Below are 18,218 nucleotides of genomic sequence, written 5' to 3'. Positions count from 1 at the left end.
GGCGCGCGCCGGTGGGCCTCCGCTGCGGGTCCGGTCGGCTCAGCCGACGCGCACCTGCATGAACGAGTCCTGAGCGCTGGTGCTCACGACCGTGATCCTCGTGCCGGTCTTCGGCACCTCGACGCCGGACCAGCCGTCGGCGTCGGGCTGCTCGCCCGGCGCGACGTACCAGTCCTTGGTGTCGTCGAAGACCGGCACGGCGGGCAGGCCGCCGTAGGTGCCGGCCCTGCCGGTGTCCGGGTCGTGCAGGGTGATGCGGTCGGTGGCCTGCCGCCCGAAGGTGGAGTCGTACGACTGCACCCGCGGGCGCCAGCTCTCGCCGTTGCCGCGGTCGGTGCCCTCGTCGTCGGTGGGCTCGTACAGCAGGCCCGGGTGGGCGTCGACGGGCAGGACGAGCCCGCCGCCGGGGTGCGCGCCGACGTTGTTGTCGGCGTACTGGGAGTTCCAGTAGGTCACCAGCAGGCCGTCCTGGTACGCGTAGCGCTCGGCCCAGTCCGGGCGGGAGCGGTCGCCGTAGTTGTACGGGCCGGTGGCCAGGCTGGCGTCGTAGCCGCGGTACTGGCGGTACTCGGCGATGTAGGCGTTGAAGTACGAGCGCGTGGTGCTGCCCGTGGTCGAGGTGAAGCCCTTCAGCGTCCAGCTCGTCACCGGGGTGGAGCCGAAGGAGACGGCGTCCACCTGCAGGCCCGGCTCCGTGGCCGCGCCGTCGGTCCAGTAGCGGAAGCCGACCAGCGCCCCGGCGGGCACGCCCGCCAGGGAGGCGCTCAGGTCCACCCACTGGCCACCGGTGGTGCCGGTGACGCCCTGGCCGAAGTTCTGGCCGTTGGGGTCGGTGGTGGTGGAGCGGTTCGTCGCCAGCGGCGTGAAGGTCCTGCCGCCGTCGGTGGTGTAGACGGCGTAGGCGTAGTCCCAGTCCTGCTCGATCTGGTACTTCACCTTGGCGCGCAGCGTGCTCGCCCCGGCGGGCAGCGGCGCGAGCATGGTGTTGTCCAGGTCGTCGCCGGCGCCGGAGTACCAGAAGTCCGCGCCCTCGAACGGGGTGCCGATCGTGGTGGTGACCTTCTTGTCGGGCAGGTTCACCACGAGCGCCTGGGCCTGCTTGGTGTTCGCCTCCGCCGGGCCGAGCTTGGTGCTCACCTTGGCGCCGGGCGCGACGGTCTCGTGGTTCAGCCAGCCCAGCTGCAGCTTCTCCCAGGCGCCCATGTGCATGGGCTCGGTGCCGATCCCGTCCTCGGGGCGGCCGCTGCTGCCGTAGGAGCCGGAGGACATCAGCGACCAGAACGCGGTGGAGTTCTCCGCGCCGCCGGAGTTGCCGGAGGTGTCGTACAGGTCGGGCAGGCCCAGGTCGTGGCCGAACTCGTGGGCGAAGACGCCGACGCCGCCGTTCTCCGGCTCGACGGTGTAGTCGCCCACCCAGTACTTCGACCCCCCGATGCGGGTGCCGCCGAGCGGGTTGGTCGTGCCGCCCACGGAGGGGCCGCCGGCGCCGACGCGGGTGCTCTGGTTGTACCAGCGGTGCGACCAGATCGCGGCCTGGCCCAGGGTGCCGCCGCCGACCTCCTCGCCCTCGCCGGCGTGCACGGCCTGGAAGTGGTCGATGTAGCCGTCGGGCTCGTCGAAGTCGCCGTCGCCGTCGAAGTCGTAGCGGTCCCACTGGTCGAAGCGGGAGAGCTCCTGGTCGATCTGCGCGGCCGACCTGCCGGCGGCGACCTGCTGGGCGTACCAGCCGTTGAGGGAGTCGTTGACGAACGTCCACGCCGCCCGGTCGCCCAGGGCGTTGTCGCCGTAGGAGGCGCCCGTGCCGGGCAGGCGCACCCAGTCGGTGACGGCGCCCTCGACGGTGTAGCGGCCGGAGGAGACCTCGTCGTAGTAGTTGGCCATCGACACGTCGCCCTCGGCCTGCGAGAAGAGCAGGTCCTCGTAGTACGGCCGGGAGAAGTCCTTCGTCCAGATGGTGGTGTTGTCCACCGAGCGGTCCGGCGCGGGGATGCGGTTGTGCGGCAGGTCGCTGAACTCGCCGAGCACGGTGAAGATCTGGTCGGTGTCCTCGCGGGCGAGCTCGACGAACTGCCCCTTGGCGACCTCGACGACCTTCCCGTCCCCGCGCGCGGTGGCCTTCCCGCGCAGGACCTTCTCCAGGCCGGCCTGGCGCAGGGCGCGCTGCTTGTCGGCGAGCGGGTTGGGCAGGTCGTGGGCGCGGCCGGGCGCCTCGGTCCCGGGGGCGGCCCCCGAACCGGTGCCCGCCGGGGCCGCGGGGGCGGGCGCCGCCGCCGGGGGAGCGGTGCTGGGTGCTGCGGGGGGTGCTGCGGAGGCGACCGCCGGGGTGGCCGCGACGAGCGCGGCGCCCACGACGGCGCAGAGGGTTCTTCTCAACGCACGTGCTCCTGGGATCGAGGGGGCTGGCGCCCGCGTGCCGGAGGGTCTCCGGCGACGGTGTCGGGCGGCCGGGTTCGACTTTATGTCACCCACATGGTTCGTCAAGACACGCAACAGGGAGTTAACAGAGTGCCCCGCCGAACGAGCCCGGCCGCCGCGCGGGTGAGCCGGTTGACACGGCGCCCCTGCGCCGGGCACGGTGTCCCCACGACCATCGAGAGCGGCCGAGAGACCTGGCTCGACGACGCCGCAGCAACCCCCCTCCCGCAGGGCGTGGGTGCTTCCGCCAGGACCGATGGAGGGCACGGCATGACGCAGGACCGCACCACCGAGCTGCACTCGCGCCGGCACGTCGACCTGTGCCGCTGCGGTTCCGCCGCCTGTCGCTGACGACCCGCGGAACCCGTTCCCGACCGCGGGGCGCGCCCCGCGGACCCGGGGCGCGCCCCGCCCGCCGGTGCACCCGCCGAGCCCCCGACCGGGGCCCGTCTGGCGCACCCTCCCCGCCCGAAACCCCGGCCGTCCCCGCGCCGGGCACCCCTCACGCACGCACCTGGAGAGAACCCGCATGTCCACGAGCACGTCCGCCGCGGCGCCCGCCGACACCACCGACGCGAAGTTCGCCGAGTACGCCCACCCCGAGAAGCTGGTGAGCACGGCCTGGCTCGCGGAGAACCTCGGCCGCGAGGGCCTGGTCGTCGTGGAGAGCGACGAGGACGTCCTGCTGTGGGACACCGGCCACATCCCCGGCTCGGTGAAGGTCGACTGGCACACCGAGCTCAACGACCCGGTCACCCGCGACTACGTCGACGGCGCCGGGTTCGCCGACCTGCTCTCGCGCAAGGGCATCCGCCGCGAGGACACGGTCGTGCTGTACGGCGACAAGAGCAACTGGTGGGCCGCGTACGCCCTGTGGGTGTTCACGCTGTTCGGCCACGAGGACGTGCGCCTGCTCGACGGCGGGCGCGCCAAGTGGGTGGCCGAGGGCCGCGAGCTGACCACCGAGGAGCCGGCGCGCGAGCGCACCGAGTACCCGGTGGTCGAGCGCGACGACAGCCGCGTGCGCGCCTTCGCCCCCGACGTGCGCGAGCACCGCGGCGGCCTGGTGGACGTGCGCTCGGCGCCGGAGTACAGCGGCGAGCGCACCCACATGCCCGACTACCCGCAGGAGGGCACGCTGCGCGGCGGGCACATCGCCGGCGCGGCCAGCGTGCCGTGGGCCAAGGCGGCCGACGAGGACGGCACGTTCAAGGACCGCGCGGCGCTGGAGGAGATCTACTTCGGCGGCGCCGGCCTGACGCCGACCACGGAGACGATCACCTACTGCCGCATCGGCGAGCGCTCCAGCCACACCTGGTTCGTGCTGACGCACCTGCTGGGCCTGGAGAACGTGCGCAACTACGACGGCTCCTGGACCGAGTGGGGCAACGCGGTGCGCGCGCCCATCGTCGTCGGCACGGAGCCGGGCACCCGCTGACGTCCCGCGCGCGGGGGCCGCGGCCGGTGCCGCGGCCCCCGCGCGCGTCCCCGGCAGCGTCCTCCCGGGGGTCCTGCGGTGCCGAGGTGCCCGAAGTGCCCGAGGTGCCGAGGACCCCGCGCGGGGGACCGGTGACACGAGGAGGTGCCCGTGGCCAGCCCCGACGAGCACGCGTTCGACGTGCTGGACGTCCTGGAGGTCCGCCCGCGCGCGCCGCGGGGACCCGCCGGCTCGCGCGGCCCGGCGGCGCTGCGGTTCGCGCGCCGGCTGCTCAGGCGCCTGCGGCGGCGCTGACGCCCCGCGCGCCCAGCGCCTCGATGACCTCGCCGACCACGACGACGGCCGGGGGGCGCACCCCCGCGGCCCGGGCCACCGCCGCGATCTCGCCCAGGGGCGCGGTGGTGGTGCGCTGCCGCGGCGACCAGCCGTCCTCGACGACCGCCACCGGGGTGCCCGGGTCGCGGCCGGCGGCCACCAGCGCGGCGCTGAGCCGCTCCAGCGCCGAGACGCCCATGAGGACGACGAGGGTGCCGTCCAGGCGCGCCAGCGCCTCCAGGTCGTCACCGGCGAGGTCCTCGTGCCCGGACAGCACCGTGACGCAGCGCGCCGCGCCGCGGTGGGTGACGGGGATGCCGGCGGCGGCAGGCACCGCGAACGCGCTGGTGACGCCGGGCACCACCTCCACCTCCACGCCGGCCTCGCGGCAGGCCAGGACCTCCTCGCCGCCGCGGCCCAGGACGTAGGGGTCCCCGCCCTTCAGGCGCACCACGGTGCGCCCGGCCAGGGCCGCCTCGACCAGGACGCGGTTGATCTCCTCCTGCGGCACCGGGTGGTTCCCCGCCGCCTTGCCGACGTCGACGACCTCGACGTCCGGGTCCAGTTCGGTGAGCACCCCGGTGGGGGCCAGGCGGTCCACGACCACCACGTCGGCCTCGGCCAGGCGCCGGCGCCCGCGCAGGGTCAGCAGCTCCGGCTCGCCGGGCCCGCCGCCCACCAGGACCACCCGGCCCGGGTGCGGCCGCCGCCGGCGCAGCGGCAGCTCGCCGGAGTCCAGCCGGTGCCCCAGCGCGCCCGCCAGGACCCGGGCGCGCTCGGCGTCCAGGCCGGTTCCGGTACCGGCGCTGCTGCCGGCGCCGGTGCCACCCGCGGTCACGGAGACCACGACGTCGTCGCGGCGCACCACGGCGGGTTCCACCGCGGTGCCGGCCGCCGCGTCGCCCGGGCGCACGCACCACACGCGCCGCTGCTCGGCGAGGACGGCCAGGGCCTCGTCCTCGCGCGCGTCGCCGGTGGCGGCGTGCACCAGCCAGGCGTCCTGCAGGTCCGCCGGCCCGGCGCTGCCGCGCCGCACCCGCACCCGGCCGGCGGCGCGCAGCTCGCGCAGCTCCTCGCACAGCGCCTCGGCGACGACGAGGACGTCGGCCCCGGCCTCGGCCAGGCGGCGCGCGCACCCGGCGGCACCGGGCCCGCCGCCGGCGACGAGCACCCGCCGCCCGCGCAGGTCCAGGTGCAGCGGGTGCATCACGCGGTCCCGGTGGTCCCGGTCGCGGTGCCCAGCGCGCCCAGGACGCGCCCGGCGGCGGTGGCGACGTCCTCGCCGGCGGTGAGGGTCAGCACCTCGCCGCGCAGACCGGCCCGCGCCACCACCGCCGCGGCGGTGCCCGCGGCGGCCGCGTCGTCGGCGGCCAGCAGCGCCACCACGCCGGCGTCGGCGAACAGCCGCGCCACGTGGGCGGTGCGGCGCAGCGCCTCGGCCCGCTCGGGGGCCGAGCCGGCCAGGTCGGCGCCGAGCCCGGAGCGCAGGTTCTCCTCGCGCACCGCGTACGCCGGGCGCCCGGCCGCCAGCAGCGCGGCCTCCGCCGCCCGGGCCACCTCGGCGGGCTCCGGGGCGCCCGGGGCGGGCACCAGCCACAGCGCCGCGCCCAGGTGCGGGCGCTCGGCGCCGGAGGGCACCCACCCCTCGCCGGTGCGCTCGCGGGCGGCCGCGCGCCGGTCGGCGGCCTCGCGCACCACGCCGGCGGCGACGGTGTCGTGGCTGTGCTCGTCGACCAGGACGAACGCGCCCATGTCGCGGTTGCGGGTGTACGGCTCCACGACGAGGTCGACGGACGTGCGCAGCGTCACCGCGCCGATGTCGTTGAGCTGCAGCGCCTCGGGGGCGGGCAGCTCCGCCAGGGTGCGCGGGTCCATCCGGTCGTGCAGCGCGGTGACCTCCGCGCGCACGGTGCGGGTGGTGTGCTTCAGCAGCAGCCGGCGCCCGGGGACGAGGGGCTCGGCGTGCATCCAGCACAGCTGCGCGCGCAGCTCGCGGGTGACCACCGGCTCCGCGCCGGGCGCCACCAGCACGTCGCCGCGGCCGACGTCGAGCTCGTCGGCCAGCTCCACCGCCACCGACAGCGGCGGCACGGCCACCTCGCGCTCGGGGTCCAGCGCGTCCAGGGCGCTGACGCGGGTGCGCGCCCCGGAGGGCAGCACCACGACCTCGTCGCCGGCGCGCAGCGTGCCGGCGGCCATCCGGCCCGTGTAGCTGCGGCGCCGGCCGGCGACGGGGCGCGAGACCCACTGCACCGGCAGGCGCAGCCGGCCCACCCCGAAGTCCGGCGGCAGGACCTCCACGGAGTCCAGGTGCTCCAGCAGCGTGGGCCCGTCGTACCAGGGCGTGGCCGCCGAGCGGCGCGCGACGTTGTCGCCCTGCTTGGCGGCGACCGGCACGACGAGCATCCGCACCCCGAGGCGGTCGGCGACCTCCTGCAGCTCCGCGCGCACGGCGGAGAAGCGGCGCCGGTCGAACTCGACGAGGTCCATCTTGTTCACCGCCGCCACCAGGTGCGGCACGCCCAGCATCGTGGCGATGCGCGCGTGCCGGCGGGTCTGGTCCAGCACCCCGGCGCGCACGTCCACCAGCAGCATGGCCAGGTGGGCGTTGGAGGTCCCGGTCACCATGTTGCGGGTGTACCGCTCGTGCCCGGGGGTGTCGGCCAGGACGTAGTTGCGCCTGGCGGTGGAGAAGAACCGGTACGCCACGTCGATGGTGATGCCCTGCTCGCGCTCGGCGCGCAGGCCGTCCGACAGCGCCGCCAGGTCCGGGCCCTCGGGGCCCTCCACGGCGGCGAGGTGGTCGGTGGGCAGGCTGCCGGTGTCCAGCAGCAGCCGCCCGATGAGGGTGGACTTGCCGTCGTCCACCGAGCCCGCGGTGGACATCCGCAGCAGTTCCCGCATCAGAAGTACCCCTCGCGCTTGCGGTCCTCCATGGCGGCGGAGGAGGTGCGGTCGTCGGCGCGGGTGGCCCCGCGCTCGGAGACGGTGGCGGTGCTGATCTCGGCGATGACCGCCTCGACGTCGGTGGCCTCCGAGCGCACCGCGCCGGTGACGGTGAGGTCCCCGACGGTGCGGTAGCGCACCCGCAGGCGCTGCACGCGCTCCCCGGGCCGCGCCGGCGTGAGGTCGGTGACCGCCAGCAGCATCCCGTCGCGCTCGACGACGTCGCGCTCGTGCGCGAAGTAGATGCCGGGCAGCTCCAGCCCCTCCAGCGCGATGTAGCGCCACACGTCCAGCTCGGTCCAGTTGCTCAGCGGGAACGCCCGGACCTGCTCGCCGCGGTGGATGCGCCCGTTGTACAGCGACCACGGCTCGGGCCGCTGGTGGCGCGGGTCCCACTGCCCGGCGGCGTCGCGCACGCTGAACACGCGCTCCTTGGCGCGGGCGCGCTCCTCGTCGCGGCGCGCGCCGCCGAACGCGGCGTCGAAACCGCCCTCGGCCAGGGCGTCGAGCAGCGTGCGGGTCTGCAGCCGGTTGCGCGAGGAACCGGGGCCGCCCTCCTCGCGCACGCGGCCGGCGTCGATGCTGGCCTGCACCGAGGCGACGACCAGGCGCAGGCCGCCCTCGCGCACGCGCCGGTCGCGGAACTCGATCACCTCGTCGAAGTTGTGGCCGGTGTCCACGTGCAGGACGGGGAACGGCAGGGGGGAGGGGCGGAACGCCTTCTCCGCCAGGCGCAGCAGCACGATGGAGTCCTTGCCGCCGGAGAACAGCAGCACGGGGTTCTCGAACTCGGCGGCGACCTCGCGGACGATGTGGACGGACTCGGCCTCCAGCGCCCGCAGGTCGTCGACGGCGGTGGGCCCGGGCGCACCGGCCGCGTCGCGCGCGTGCGGCACGGCGGTGGTGGTCGGCGCGCTCACAGGTGGATCCCGCACTCGGTCTTGGCGGTGCCGGCCCAGCGGCCCGAGCGCGGGTCCTGGCCCGGGGCGACCGGGCGGGTGCACGGGGCGCAGCCGATCGAGGGGTAGCCGCTGGTGAGCAGCGGGTTCACCGGGACGGCGTGCTCGGTGGCGTAGTCGACGAGCTCGTCGAACGTCCACGCCGCCAGCGGGTTGAGCTTGACCAGCCCGTGCCGCTCGTCGAACTGCACCAGCGGGGTCCCGGCGCGGGTGGGCGCCTCCTCCCGGCGCACCCCGGTCACCCAGGCCTCGTACCCGCCCAGCGCCGCGGCCAGGGGCTCGACCTTGCGCAGCCGGCAGCAGGCCGCGGGGTCGCGCTCGTGCAGGCGGGGGCCGAGCTCGGCGTCCTGCTCGGCCACGGTGCGCAGCGGCAGCACGTCGACGACCCGCACCGGCATCGTCGCGGCGACCTCGTCGCGGGTGCCGCGGGTCTCGGCGAAGTGGTAGCCGGTGTCCAGGAACAGCACGTCCACGCCGGGCGCGCACCGGGCGACCAGGTGCGGCAGGACCGCGTCGGCCATGCTGCACGCCACGGCGAGGGTGCCGGGGAACGTGGCGGCCGCCCACGCGGCGACCTCCTCGGCGCCGGCGCCCTCCAGGCGCCGCGCCCCCTCCTCGGCCAGCGCCCGCAGCTCCCGCGCGGAGCGGGTGCGCCCGAGCGGGGTCGCGGTGGCGGGCGCGGTGGTGGCGGTGGTGGTGGCGGTGGTGGTGGTCTCGCTCATCGCAGAGCCTCCTCGTCGCTGCGGTGGGCCCACGCCGCGAACGTCTCGCGCGGCTCGCGGGTGTCGAGGTAGCGCCGCACGACGCGCTCGACGTAGTCGGGCAGGCCGTCGGCGGTGACCTTCAGCCCGCGCACGGTGCGGCCCAGGCCGGGTTCGGCGCGGTCGGCGGAGGCCAGCCCGCCGCCGAGGTGCACCTGGAAGCCGGGGACCTGCTCGCCGTGCTCGTCCTGCACGAGCTGGCCCTTCAGGCCGATGTCGGCGGTCTGGATCCGCGCGCAGGAGTTCGGGCAGCCGTTGACGTGCAGGGTGATGGGGGTGTCGATCTCGACGCCGGCCAGGCGGCGCTCCAGCTCGTCGACCGCCCGCGCCGACGTCGCCTTCGTCTCGACGATCGCCAGCTTGCAGTACTCCAGGCCGGTGCAGGCGATGGTGTTGCGCCGGAACGGCGAGGGGGTCGCCGTCAGGCCCAGCTCCTCCGCGCGCGCCAGCAGGTCCTGCACGCGCTGCGGGTCGACGTCGAGCACCACGACCTTCTGGTGCGGGGTCAGCCGCACCCGGCGCGAGCCGGCCGCCTCGGCGGCGTCGGCGAGCGCGCGCAGCAGCGTGCCGCTCACCCGCCCGACGGTGGGGGCCAGGCCCACGTACAGGCGCCCGTCCTTCTGCTCGTGCACGCCCACGTGGTCCCCGCGCCCGGACGGCGCCGGCGGCGGCGGGCCGTCGGGCAGGGCCCGGCCCAGGTACTCCTCCTCCAGCACCCGCCGGAACCGCTCGGCGCCCCAGTCGGCCACCAGGTACTTCAGGCGGGCCTTGTTGCGCAGCCGGCGGTAGCCGTAGTCCCGGAAGATCCGCACGACCCCGTACCAGACCTCCGCGGCGTCCTCGGGCGCCACGAACGCCCCGAGCCGCTGCGCCAGGTGCGCGCTGGTGGACAGCCCGCCGCCGACCCACACGTCGTAGCCCGGGCCCAGCTCGGGGTGCACCACGCCCAGCAGGGAGATGTCGTTGATCTCGTGGACGACGTCCTGGCTGGGGTGGCCGGTGACCGCGGTCTTGAACTTGCGCGGCAGGTTCGCCAGCTCCGGGTCGCCGATGAACCGCTCGACGATCTCCTCGATCACCGGCGTGGGGTCGAGGACCTCGTCGCGGGCGATGCCGGCCACGGGGCTGCCGAGCACCACGCGGGGGGTGTCGCCGCAGGCCTCGGTGGTCTGCAGGCCCACGGCCTCCAGGCGCCGCCAGATCTCCGGGACGTCCTCCACGCGCACCCAGTGCAGCTGCACGTTCTGCCGGTCGGTGATGTCGGCGCTGTCGCGCCCGTACAGGGTGGACACCTCCGCCACGACCCGCAGCTGCTCGGTGGTCAGGGCGCCGCCGTCGATGCGCACGCGCAGCATGAAGAACTCGTCGGACAGCTCCTGCGCCGACAGCTGCGCGGTGCGCCCGCCGTCGATGCCGGGGCGGCGCTGCGTGTACAGGCCCCACCAGCGGAAGCGGCCGTTGAGGTCGTCCGGGTCGATGGAGGAGAAACCCCCCTTGGAGTACACCTGCTCGATCCGCTCGCGGACGTTCAGGCCGCCGTCGGCCGCCTTGAACTCCTCGTTGTGGTTCAGCGGCGTCGTGCCGTCCACGAGCCACTGGCCGTTGCCGCCGGCGCGGGCGGGCCGCGGGACGCGCCGGGGCGCGTCGGCGGCCGGCCGGGCGGCCTGCTCGGTGGGGGTGGGCGCGGCGTCGGGTGTCATGGGACCTCACGGGGGAGAGGGGTTCTCCTCGCGAGGAGGACCCTCAGCTGGTGCGGCGGGGGGCGGGTGCGCAGCGGCAGCAGTAGGCGCTCTGCACCCTCATCAGGTCGACGTACCGGCGCGAGACGAGGCGCACGGCAGAGGGCTGGACCACGCGACCACGGTAGGGCACGCCGGGGCCTGCTCCAACACGATCCCCCGGACCCGTTCCCGGACCCGCCCCCGGACCGCGCACCCGGGCGCCGCGGCCGGCGGCCGGGGTGGTGTTCGCGCGGACGTGTTGACCCGGCGGCGTGCTCCCCCTTAACGTCGGGAGCGGTCACGAGTACCAGCGTCAAGCCCCGGCTCGCTGGTCGGCAACCCTCCATCTGCGGCGGGGTGCTCCGGGTGAGGACCTGGTCGTTCGCCACCCGGCGATCGGCAAGCGCGGACCCTGCGGGTCCACGGGCATCGGGACGGACCTCTCGTGCACAAGATCGTTCTGCTCGCCGTCGTCGGGCTGCTGGCCCAGCTCGTCGACGGCTCCCTGGGGATGGCCTACGGGGTCACCTCCACCAGCCTGCTGCTGCTCATCGGGGCCAACCCGGCGGCGGCCTCGGCGACCGTCCACCTTGCCGAGATCGGCACCACGCTGGCCTCCGGCACCGCGCACTGGCGCTTCGGCAACGTCGACTGGCGCGTCGTGGTGCGCGTGGGCGTGCCGGGCGCGGTGGGCGCCTTCGCCGGCGCGACGGTGCTCTCCTCGCTGCCCACGGACGTGGCGGCGCCGGTGATCAGCGTCCTGCTGCTCGTGCTGGGCGTGTACGTGCTGCTGCGCTCGGCGGTGGTGCGCTTCGACGAGCGCTCCCTGCACCGCCCGCTGCGCCGGCGCTTCCTGGCGCCGCTGGGCCTGTTCGCCGGGTTCGTCGACGCCACCGGCGGCGGCGGCTGGGGCCCCGTGGGCACCCCCGCGCTGCTGGCCTCGGGCCGGCTGGAACCGCGCAAGGTGGTCGGCTCGATCGACACCAGCGAGTTCCTCGTCGCGGTCGCCGCCAGCACCGGGTTCCTGGTGGGCCTGGGCTCGCAGGGCATCGCGTGGTCCTGGGTGCTGGCGCTGCTGGCCGGCGGCCTGGTCGCCGCCCCCGTCGCCGCCTGGCTGGTGCGCCACCTGCCCCCGCACGTGCTCGGCACCGCCGTGGGCGCGGTCATCGTCCTGACCAACGCGCGCACGCTGCTGCGCAGCGACGCGGTCGACGCCGCCGACCCGGTGCGCTGGGCGGTGTACGCGCTCGTCCTGGCCCTCGGGGCCGTGGCCGTGGCCCACTCGGTGCGCCGGCACCGCCGCCGCGTCGTCGTCCCCGGCCCCGCCGGCGAGCCCGCCGGTGAGCGCGCCGTGGCCGGCGCCGGCGAGGAGAACGAGAGGAGCACCGCCCCGTGACGTACGTCATCGCCCAGCCCTGCGTGGACGTCAAGGACAAGGCGTGCATCGAGGAGTGCCCCGTCGACTGCATCTACGAGGGCAAGCGCTCGCTGTACATCCACCCCGACGAGTGCGTGGACTGCGGGGCCTGCGAGCCGGTGTGCCCGGTGGAGGCCATCTACTACGAGGACGACGTGCCCGAGCAGTGGTCGGCGTTCACCGCGGCCAACGTGGAGTTCTTCGACACCGTCGGCTCGCCCGGCGGTGCGGCCAAGACGGGCCTGATCGAGGCCGACCACGCGGTGGTCAGCGCGCTGCCCCCGCAGGGCGAGGGCCGCTAGCGCACCACCCGCACCGCCACCCCATCCAGAGCGGCCGAGAGCCCTGGCTCGACGACGCCGCAGCAACCCCCCGCCGGCGCGGGCGCGGGTGCTAACGCCAGGTCGATGGAGTCGACGATGTCCAGCACCACCCCCCACCGCCCCCGGGTCCGCGCGGCGAACGCGGTGAGCACGGCGAGCGCAGTGAGCGCCGCGAGCGCGGGCCGCCGCCCGGGGGCCCGGCCGTGAGCGTCGGGCCCCTGGTGGCCGGCGCCGCGGGACGGCCGACGCTGAGCTTCGAGCTCTTCCCGCCGCGCAGCCCGGCCGCGCGCGACGCCCTGCACGGCACCGTCGAGCGCCTGGCCGCGACCGGCCCGGACTTCTTCTCCGTCACCCACGGCGCGGCCGGCACCACCCGCACCGCGGGCTGCGAGCTGCTGGCGCACCTGCGCCGGGAGACCCGCGCCGCGGCGGTGGCCCACCTGACGTGCGTGGGTTCCACCCGCCGCGGGGTCGTTGAGCTGGCCGAGGAGTTCTTCGCCGCCGGGGTGCGCGACGTGCTGGCGCTGCGCGGCGACCCGCCCGCCGGGTCCGCGGACTGGCGGGCGCCGGCCGACGCGGTGCGCCGCGCGTGCGACCTGGTGGAGCTGCTGCGGGTGGCCGACCGGCGCCACCGCCTGCGCGCCGGCGGCCGGGGGGGTGCCGCGGGCGGGGACGGCACCCCCCTGACGGTCGCGGTGGCGGCGTTCCCCTCCTCCCGGCGCGCCGGGGACCTGCAGGCCCTGCGCGCCAAGCAGGACGCCGGGGCCTCGTTCGCGATCACCCAGGTGTGCTACTCGGCGCGCGAGTACGCCGCCTTCACGGCCACCGCCCGCGCGGCGGGCATCACCCTGCCCCTGCTGCCGGGGATCATCCCCACCACCGACCCGGCGCGCCTGCTGCGCCTGGAGCAGCTGACCGGCGTGCCCGTGCCCCGCTCGCTGCTGGCGCTGCTGGAGTCCGCCGCCGAGCACGGCGACGCCGCGCGCGAGCGCGCCGGCACCCGCTACGGGCGGGCCCTGGCCCGCGACCTGCTGCACGCCGGCGCGCCCGGCCTGCACCTCTACACGTTCAACTCGGCGCCCGCGGCGCTGGACCTGCTCGAGGGAGCCCACCTCGGCGCCGGGACCCCGACGGTCCCGAGCTCGGCCGGACGGCCGCAGGCATCCGCGGTTCCCCACCACGCCGCCCTGGCGGCAGGAGGATCCCGATGAGCACCGAACCCCGTCCCGTCCCGCACCGGCACCTGCCCGCGACCGGCCCCGCGGGGGCCGACCCGGCCGCCGTCCCGGCCTGGTCCGCCACCGTCCTGGGCTACCCGCGCATCGGCCCGCGCCGGGAGACGAAGAAGGCGCTGGAGGCCCTGTGGGCCGGTCGCGCCGACGTCGCCGCCACCGAGCGGGCGCTGGCCGCCGTCCGCGGGCGCACCCTGCGCCGCCTGAACGACCTGGGCCTGCACGCCCACGACGCCTCCATCCCCTCGGCGTTCTCCGCCTACGACCACGTCCTGGACGCGGCGACCGCCCTGGGCGCGGTGCCCCCGCGCTTCGCCGACGTCGTCGGCGCCGACGGCCGGGTCGACCTGGCGGGCCTGTCGACGATCGCCCGCGGCCGCGGCACCGACGCGCCGCTGGAGATGACGAAGTGGTTCGACACGAACTACCACTACCTCGTCCCCGAGGTCGGCCCGGACACCGCCTTCCGCTTCGCCGACGACCGCGGCGTGCGGGAGTTCTCCGAGGCGCTGGCCGACGGCTTCCTCACCCGCCCGGTCGTCGTCGGCCCGGTGACGTTCCTGCTGCTGTCCAAGCCGGCCGACGGCAGCCCCGCCGGTTTCGCGCCGGTCCAGCGGCTGGCCGACCTGCTGCCCGCCTACCTGGACCTGCTCGCCGCGTACGCGGCCGCGGGAGCGGCGTGGGTGCAGCTGGACGAGCCGGCCCTGGTGAGCGACTCCGCCACCGCGGGCGTGGACGGGCTCGCGGACCTGGTGCGCACCGCCTACGGGACCCTGGCCGGTGCCCCGGGCCGGCCGCGCCTGCTGGTGGCCGCCCCCTACGGCGACCTGGGCGGGCTGCTGGAGCCGCTGGCCTCCACCGCCGTGGACGGCCTGGCCCTGGACCTGGTGCGCGGTGCCGCCCCGGCGCCGGCCGCCCTGGCGGGCCTGGCGGGCAAGACCGTCGTGGCCGGCGTCGTCGACGGGCGCAACGTGTGGCGCGCCGACCTCGCCCCGGCCCTGCGGACCCTGCAGGAGCTGCAGCCGGCGGCCGCCACCGTCGTGCCCTCCAGCTCCACCTCCCTGCTGCACGTGCCGCACGACGTCGCCGACGAGCCGGACCTGGACGCGCGCCTGAGGGGCTGGCTGGCCTTCGCCGACCAGAAGGTCACCGAGGTCGTCCTGCTGGGCGAGGCGCTGCGCACCCCCGGCGAGGGCGCCGGCACGATCGCGGCGAGCTCCGCCGCGCGCGCCGACCGCCTCGCCGCCCCCGGCGTGGTGCGCCCGCAGGTCCGCGAGCGGCTCGCCGCCCTGGGCCCGGAGGCGCTGCGGCGCAGCGACTACGCGGTGCGCCGCGCGGCGCAGGAGGAGGCGCTGCCGCTGCCGCCGCTGCCCACCACGACGATCGGCTCGTTCCCGCAGACCGCGGAGATCCGCTCCGCCCGCGCCGCCCGCGCGGCCGGCCGCCTCGACCAGGACGCCTACGAGGGTTTCCTGCGCGCCGAGATCGACCGCGTCGTCGCGCTGCAGGAGGAGCTGGGCCTGGACGTCCTCGTCCACGGCGAGCCCGAGCGCAACGACATGGTGCAGTACTTCGCCGAGAACCTCGACGGCTTCGCCGTCACCCGCAACGGCTGGGTGCAGTCCTACGGCTCGCGCTGCGTGCGCCCGCCGGTCCTGTGGGGCGACGTGACCCGCCCCGCGCCGATCACCGTGCCGTGGAGCGCGCACGCCGCCTCCCGCACCACCCGGCCGGTCAAGGGGATGCTCACCGGGCCGGTGACGATCCTGGCGTGGTCGTTCGTGCGCGACGACCAGCCGCTGGGGGAGACCGCGCGGCAGGTCGCGCTCGCCCTGCGCGACGAGGTCGCCGACCTGGAGGCCGCCGGCATCGGCGTGGTGCAGGTGGACGAGCCGGCGCTGCGCGAGCTGCTGCCGCTGCGCCGCGCGGACCAGCCGGCGTACCTGGACTGGTCGGTGGCCGCGTTCCGCCTGGCCACCGCCGGCGCCGCCGACGCCACGCAGGTGCACACCCACCTGTGCTACTCGGAGTTCGGCGAGGTCATCGACGCCATCGACCGCCTCGACGCGGACGTGACGAGCATCGAGGCGGCCCGCTCGCGCATGGAGGTCCTGCCCGACATCGCCCGCGCCGGTTTCGCGCGCGGCATCGGCCCGGGCGTGTACGACATCCACTCCCCGCGCGTCCCCGGCCGGGAGGAGGTCGCCGAGCTGCTGCGCCTGGCGGTGTCCTCCGTGCCGGCCCGGCAGGTGTGGGTGAACCCCGACTGCGGGCTGAAGACCCGCGGGTACGCCGAGACGGTGCCGGCGCTGCGCAACCTCGTCGCGGCCGCCGAGGCGGTGCGCGCCGAGCTCGCCGCCGCGCCCGTCCCGGCGAGCTGACCCCCGGGCCGGCCCGCACCCGCGCGGTGCGGGCCGGCCACCGGGGCGCCGGGCGGGTCCTCAGCCCGCCAGCGGGGTGAGCATCTCCGCGCGCACCGACGTCACCAGCTCACCCACCCGCTGCAGGAACCGCGCCGTCGCGGGCCGGGCCTCGTGCGCGGCGTGCGCGTCGCGGTCGGCGTACTCCTCGTAGAACAGCCGGGCCAGCGGCTCGCCCTCCACGCGGTGCGGGACGTAGGTGAGCGTGCCCGGCTCCTCGGCGAGGATCCCGGGCAGCGTGCGGGCGACGAGGTCGTCGAACGCGGCGGCCGACTCCTCGTCGGGCAGATCGAAGCGGACGGCGATGGCGAACACGGGGCCTCCGTGGTGGTCGGGGGAGCCGAGCATCGCCGCTGCCCGCACCCGCCGCCACCCGGGGCGGCGGACCTCAGCGGTACCGCTCGAGCCGGCGCAGCGCCCGCTGCCGCCAGGCCTCGGTGCGCTCCAGGTCGTTGAAGGTGAACACGTGCAGGCCGGCCAGGTGGTGCCCCGACGCGCCGAGCTCGCCGGCCAGGCCGTCGAGCACCGGGCCCGGGTCGTAGCCGCGCGGGGTGAAGAACCGCCGCAGCAGCCCCGGCTGCTTGCGCAGGAACCGCGCCGACTCGCCGACCCCGATGCCGGCGCTGATGCGCAGCAGCTTCTCGCGGCCCACCGCGCCGGGCACGCCCACCCGCACCGGCAGGTGCACGCCCAGCGCGGCCACCTCGCGCGCCCACGCGGCGATCGCGGCGGCGTCGAAGCAGACCTGCGTGACGACGTGGTGCGCCATCGGCGCCTTCTCGGCCAGGGAGCGCTCCAGGGCCGCGGCGCTCAGGGACGCGTGCCCCTCGGGGTACCCGGCGACGCCGACGTCCGTGAAGGGGTGGCCGACCTCCTGCAGCGCCCGCAGCAGCGCGCTCGCGTCGGGGAACTCCCCGGCCTCCTTCGCGTCGCCGCCGACGACGAACACCGAGGTGGTCCCGGCCGCGCGCAGCCGCTGCACCACCTCGCGCAGCTCCGCCGCGTCGCGCAGCATCCGCGCGGACAGGTGCGGGGCGACGCGGTAGCCCTCCGCGCTCAGCCGCTCGGTGAGCCGCAGCGTCGCCTCCGTCCCCCGGGACGGCGAGGCCGTCACGGTGAGCGGGACGCTGCGCGGCACGTGCGCCAGGACCGCCTCGGCGGTGCCGGTGAACGGCAGCACCTCGTACCCGGCGCCCTCCAGCGCCGCGCGCAGCGCCGCGCCGGCGCTGCGGCGCGTCCCGGGACCGGTGTCCTGCTGCGCCACGAGACCGCTCCCGCCAGTGCCCACCCACCTCGCCGGGGACCCCGGCCGGACGCTGCGAGGGTACCCGCCGGCGCCCCGTACCCTGCCGCTCGTGCAGACCGCTCCCGCCCGCGCCCCGGTCCCCGGCCGCGCCGGCGCGCGGGCGGTCGTGGCCGCCGGCGCGGTCGCCGGCGCGGCCGCCCGGCACGGCACCGCGCAGTGGCTGAGCACCCCGCCGCGCGGGTGGCCGGTGGCCACCACCGTCGTGAACCTGCTCGGCTGCCTCGCCCTGGGCCTGCTGCTGGAGGGGCTGGCCCGGCGCGGGCCCGACACCGGCCGGCGCCGCCTGGTGCGGCTGGGGGTGGGCACCGGGCTGATCGGCAGCTTCACCACGTACAGCGCGCTGGCGGTGGAGACCGACCTGCTCGCCCGCGACGGGGCGCCCGTCCTGGCGCTGGCGTACCCGCTGGTGTCCGTGGTGGCCGGGGTGGCGCTGTGCGGGGCCGGCGTCGCGCTCGCCGCCCGGCTGGTGCCCCCCGGCGCCCCGCGGGACGCGGGGGACCCGCACGGCGGGGGCGCGGGGGAGGGCGCGTGACGGCCCTGGCGTTCGCCCTCGCCGCCGCCGCCGGGGCGCTGGCCCGCCACGGCGTGGACGGGGCGCTCAAGCGCCGCTGGCCGCAGCGGCCCACCGGCGCGGTCCTCGTCGTCAACGTCACCGGCAGCCTGCTGCTGGGGCTGCTCACCGGCCTCGTGGTCGCCCACGGGGCGCCCGGCTCGCTGCGCACCGTGGTCGGCACCGGGTTCTGCGGCAGCTACACCACGTTCAGCACCGCCTGCTTCGAGACGGTGGGGCTGCTGCGGCGGGGCCGGCCGGCCGCGGCGGCCGCGCACGCGGCGGCCACCGTCGCGGCCACCACCGGCGCCGCCGCGCTCGGCCTGGCCGCCACCGGCGCGCTGGGGTGAGGCGCCCGGCCCGCCCCCCGCGCCCGCCGCCGCCCGCCCGCGCGGGGGAAAAAACGTTATGGGGG

15 protein-coding genes, 1 pseudogene and 3 riboswitches are annotated in these 18,218 nt (G+C 76.8%); of the genes and pseudogenes, 8 read left to right on the top strand and 8 right to left on the bottom strand.

The features are described 5' to 3' along the window. Positions 1–39 precede the first annotated feature (39 nt). Complete coding sequence (locus tag ACRYR7_RS17060; protein WP_432573305.1) at positions 40–2,373, bottom strand: immune inhibitor A domain-containing protein; 2,334 nt, start codon at positions 2,371–2,373, stop codon at positions 40–42. Between the two features lie 211 nt (positions 2,374–2,584). Then, positions 2,585–2,678: riboswitch (SAM riboswitch) on the top strand. A gap of 266 nt (positions 2,679–2,944) precedes the next feature. Here ACRYR7_RS17060 and ACRYR7_RS17055 point away from each other — a divergent pair. Both ACRYR7_RS17055 and ACRYR7_RS17050 read left to right on the top strand, forming a co-directional pair. Beyond that, the gene (locus tag ACRYR7_RS17055) at positions 2,945–3,853 is read left to right on the top strand and encodes a sulfurtransferase (RefSeq protein ID WP_432573304.1); all 909 of its coding nucleotides are present in this window, start codon (positions 2,945–2,947) and stop codon (positions 3,851–3,853) included. Between the two features lie 150 nt (positions 3,854–4,003). Beyond that, positions 4,004–4,147 (top strand): hypothetical protein, encoded by a 144-nt coding sequence (locus ACRYR7_RS17050; protein WP_432573303.1) that lies wholly within the window; start codon positions 4,004–4,006, stop codon positions 4,145–4,147. On the opposite strand, the gene cobA is transcribed toward ACRYR7_RS17050, so the two are convergent. The 5 genes and pseudogenes from cobA to ACRYR7_RS17025 form a co-directional block, all read right to left on the bottom strand. Next, on the bottom strand, positions 4,125–5,375 hold the full coding sequence (gene cobA, locus ACRYR7_RS17045; protein WP_432573302.1) for a uroporphyrinogen-III C-methyltransferase: 1,251 nt from the start codon (positions 5,373–5,375) through the stop codon (positions 4,125–4,127). The two genes, ACRYR7_RS17050 and cobA, sit on opposite strands and share 23 nt — an antisense overlap. A 167-nt stretch (positions 5,376–5,542) precedes the next feature. Continuing rightward, positions 5,543–7,072, bottom strand: a pseudogene (locus ACRYR7_RS17040) (sulfate adenylyltransferase subunit 1); the annotation flags it as partial. After that, positions 7,072–8,010 (bottom strand): sulfate adenylyltransferase subunit CysD, encoded by a 939-nt coding sequence (gene cysD / locus ACRYR7_RS17035; protein WP_432573306.1) that lies wholly within the window; start codon positions 8,008–8,010, stop codon positions 7,072–7,074. The pseudogene ACRYR7_RS17040 and the gene cysD, both read right to left, overlap by 1 nt. 20 nt (positions 8,011–8,030) lie before the next feature. After that, on the bottom strand, positions 8,031–8,795 hold the full coding sequence (locus tag ACRYR7_RS17030) for a phosphoadenylyl-sulfate reductase (RefSeq protein WP_432573301.1): 765 nt from the start codon (positions 8,793–8,795) through the stop codon (positions 8,031–8,033). Further along, positions 8,792–10,534, bottom strand: coding sequence for a nitrite/sulfite reductase (locus tag ACRYR7_RS17025; protein ID WP_432573300.1), 1,743 nt, complete (start codon positions 10,532–10,534; stop codon positions 8,792–8,794). Before ACRYR7_RS17025 ends, ACRYR7_RS17030 begins: the two co-directional genes overlap by 4 nt. 317 nt (positions 10,535–10,851) lie before the next feature. Further along, positions 10,852–10,967, top strand: a riboswitch (SAM riboswitch). Positions 10,968–11,000: 33 nt separating this feature from the next. On the opposite strand from ACRYR7_RS17025, the gene ACRYR7_RS17020 reads away from it, so the two are divergent. The 4 genes from ACRYR7_RS17020 (at position 11,001) to metE (ending at position 15,908) form a co-directional block, all read left to right on the top strand. Continuing rightward, positions 11,001–11,951, top strand: a complete 951-nt coding sequence (locus ACRYR7_RS17020) for a sulfite exporter TauE/SafE family protein (RefSeq protein WP_432573299.1) — start codon at positions 11,001–11,003, stop codon at positions 11,949–11,951. Continuing rightward, on the top strand, positions 11,948–12,274 hold the full coding sequence (fdxA, locus tag ACRYR7_RS17015) for a ferredoxin (RefSeq protein ID WP_432573298.1): 327 nt from the start codon (positions 11,948–11,950) through the stop codon (positions 12,272–12,274). The genes ACRYR7_RS17020 and fdxA overlap by 4 nt, the downstream gene beginning before the upstream one ends. Before the next feature lie 18 nt (positions 12,275–12,292). Then, positions 12,293–12,386: riboswitch (SAM riboswitch) on the top strand. 112 nt (positions 12,387–12,498) lie between these two features. After that, complete coding sequence (locus ACRYR7_RS17010; protein WP_432573297.1) at positions 12,499–13,506, top strand: methylenetetrahydrofolate reductase; 1,008 nt, start codon at positions 12,499–12,501, stop codon at positions 13,504–13,506. Beyond that, positions 13,503–15,908 carry a 5-methyltetrahydropteroyltriglutamate--homocysteine S-methyltransferase gene (gene metE / locus ACRYR7_RS17005; RefSeq protein WP_432573296.1) on the top strand — a complete coding sequence of 802 codons (2,406 nt, stop codon included), beginning with the start codon at positions 13,503–13,505 and terminating at the stop codon, positions 15,906–15,908. The genes ACRYR7_RS17010 and metE overlap by 4 nt, the downstream gene beginning before the upstream one ends. A 60-nt stretch (positions 15,909–15,968) precedes the next feature. On the opposite strand, the gene ACRYR7_RS17000 is transcribed toward metE, so the two are convergent. Together ACRYR7_RS17000 and ACRYR7_RS16995 are read right to left on the bottom strand one after the other, a co-directional pair. Continuing rightward, positions 15,969–16,262 carry a putative quinol monooxygenase gene (locus ACRYR7_RS17000; RefSeq protein WP_432573295.1) on the bottom strand — a complete coding sequence of 98 codons (294 nt, stop codon included), beginning with the start codon at positions 16,260–16,262 and terminating at the stop codon, positions 15,969–15,971. A 73-nt stretch (positions 16,263–16,335) separates the two neighbouring features. After that, positions 16,336–17,211, bottom strand: coding sequence for a methylenetetrahydrofolate reductase (locus ACRYR7_RS16995; RefSeq protein WP_432573294.1), 876 nt, complete (start codon positions 17,209–17,211; stop codon positions 16,336–16,338). 91 nt (positions 17,212–17,302) lie between these two features. Between ACRYR7_RS16995 and ACRYR7_RS16990 the strand changes: the two genes are divergently transcribed. Both ACRYR7_RS16990 and ACRYR7_RS16985 read left to right on the top strand, forming a co-directional pair. Then, a complete protein-coding gene (locus ACRYR7_RS16990; RefSeq protein WP_432573293.1) occupies positions 17,303–17,785 on the top strand; it encodes a fluoride efflux transporter FluC in 483 nt (160 codons plus the stop codon). Beyond that, a complete protein-coding gene (locus ACRYR7_RS16985; protein ID WP_432573292.1) occupies positions 17,782–18,153 on the top strand; it encodes a fluoride efflux transporter FluC in 372 nt (123 codons plus the stop codon). Before ACRYR7_RS16990 ends, ACRYR7_RS16985 begins: the two co-directional genes overlap by 4 nt. The last annotated feature ends 65 nt before the right edge of the window (positions 18,154–18,218 follow it).

The organism is Kineococcus gurbantunggutensis (genome assembly GCF_050871925.1).
Lineage (GTDB): Bacteria > Actinomycetota > Actinomycetes > Actinomycetales > Kineococcaceae > Kineococcus.
Note: the sequence above shows the minus strand (reverse complement) of the source record. Positions and strands in the feature narration are given on the sequence as shown.

What these genes read in the sequence shown, in the direction of transcription:
- cobA (WP_432573302.1), bottom strand. Translation starts at nt 5,375, where the DNA reads ATGCACCCGCTGCACCTGGACCTGCGCGGGCGGCGGGTGCTCGTCGCC.
- metE (WP_432573296.1), top strand. Translation starts at nt 13,503, where the DNA reads ATGAGCACCGAACCCCGTCCCGTCCCGCACCGGCACCTGCCCGCGACC.
- ACRYR7_RS17055 (WP_432573304.1), top strand. Translation starts at nt 2,945, where the DNA reads ATGTCCACGAGCACGTCCGCCGCGGCGCCCGCCGACACCACCGACGCG.
- ACRYR7_RS17030 (WP_432573301.1), bottom strand. Translation starts at nt 8,795, where the DNA reads ATGAGCGAGACCACCACCACCGCCACCACCACCGCCACCACCGCGCCC.
- ACRYR7_RS17025 (WP_432573300.1), bottom strand. Translation starts at nt 10,534, where the DNA reads ATGACACCCGACGCCGCGCCCACCCCCACCGAGCAGGCCGCCCGGCCG.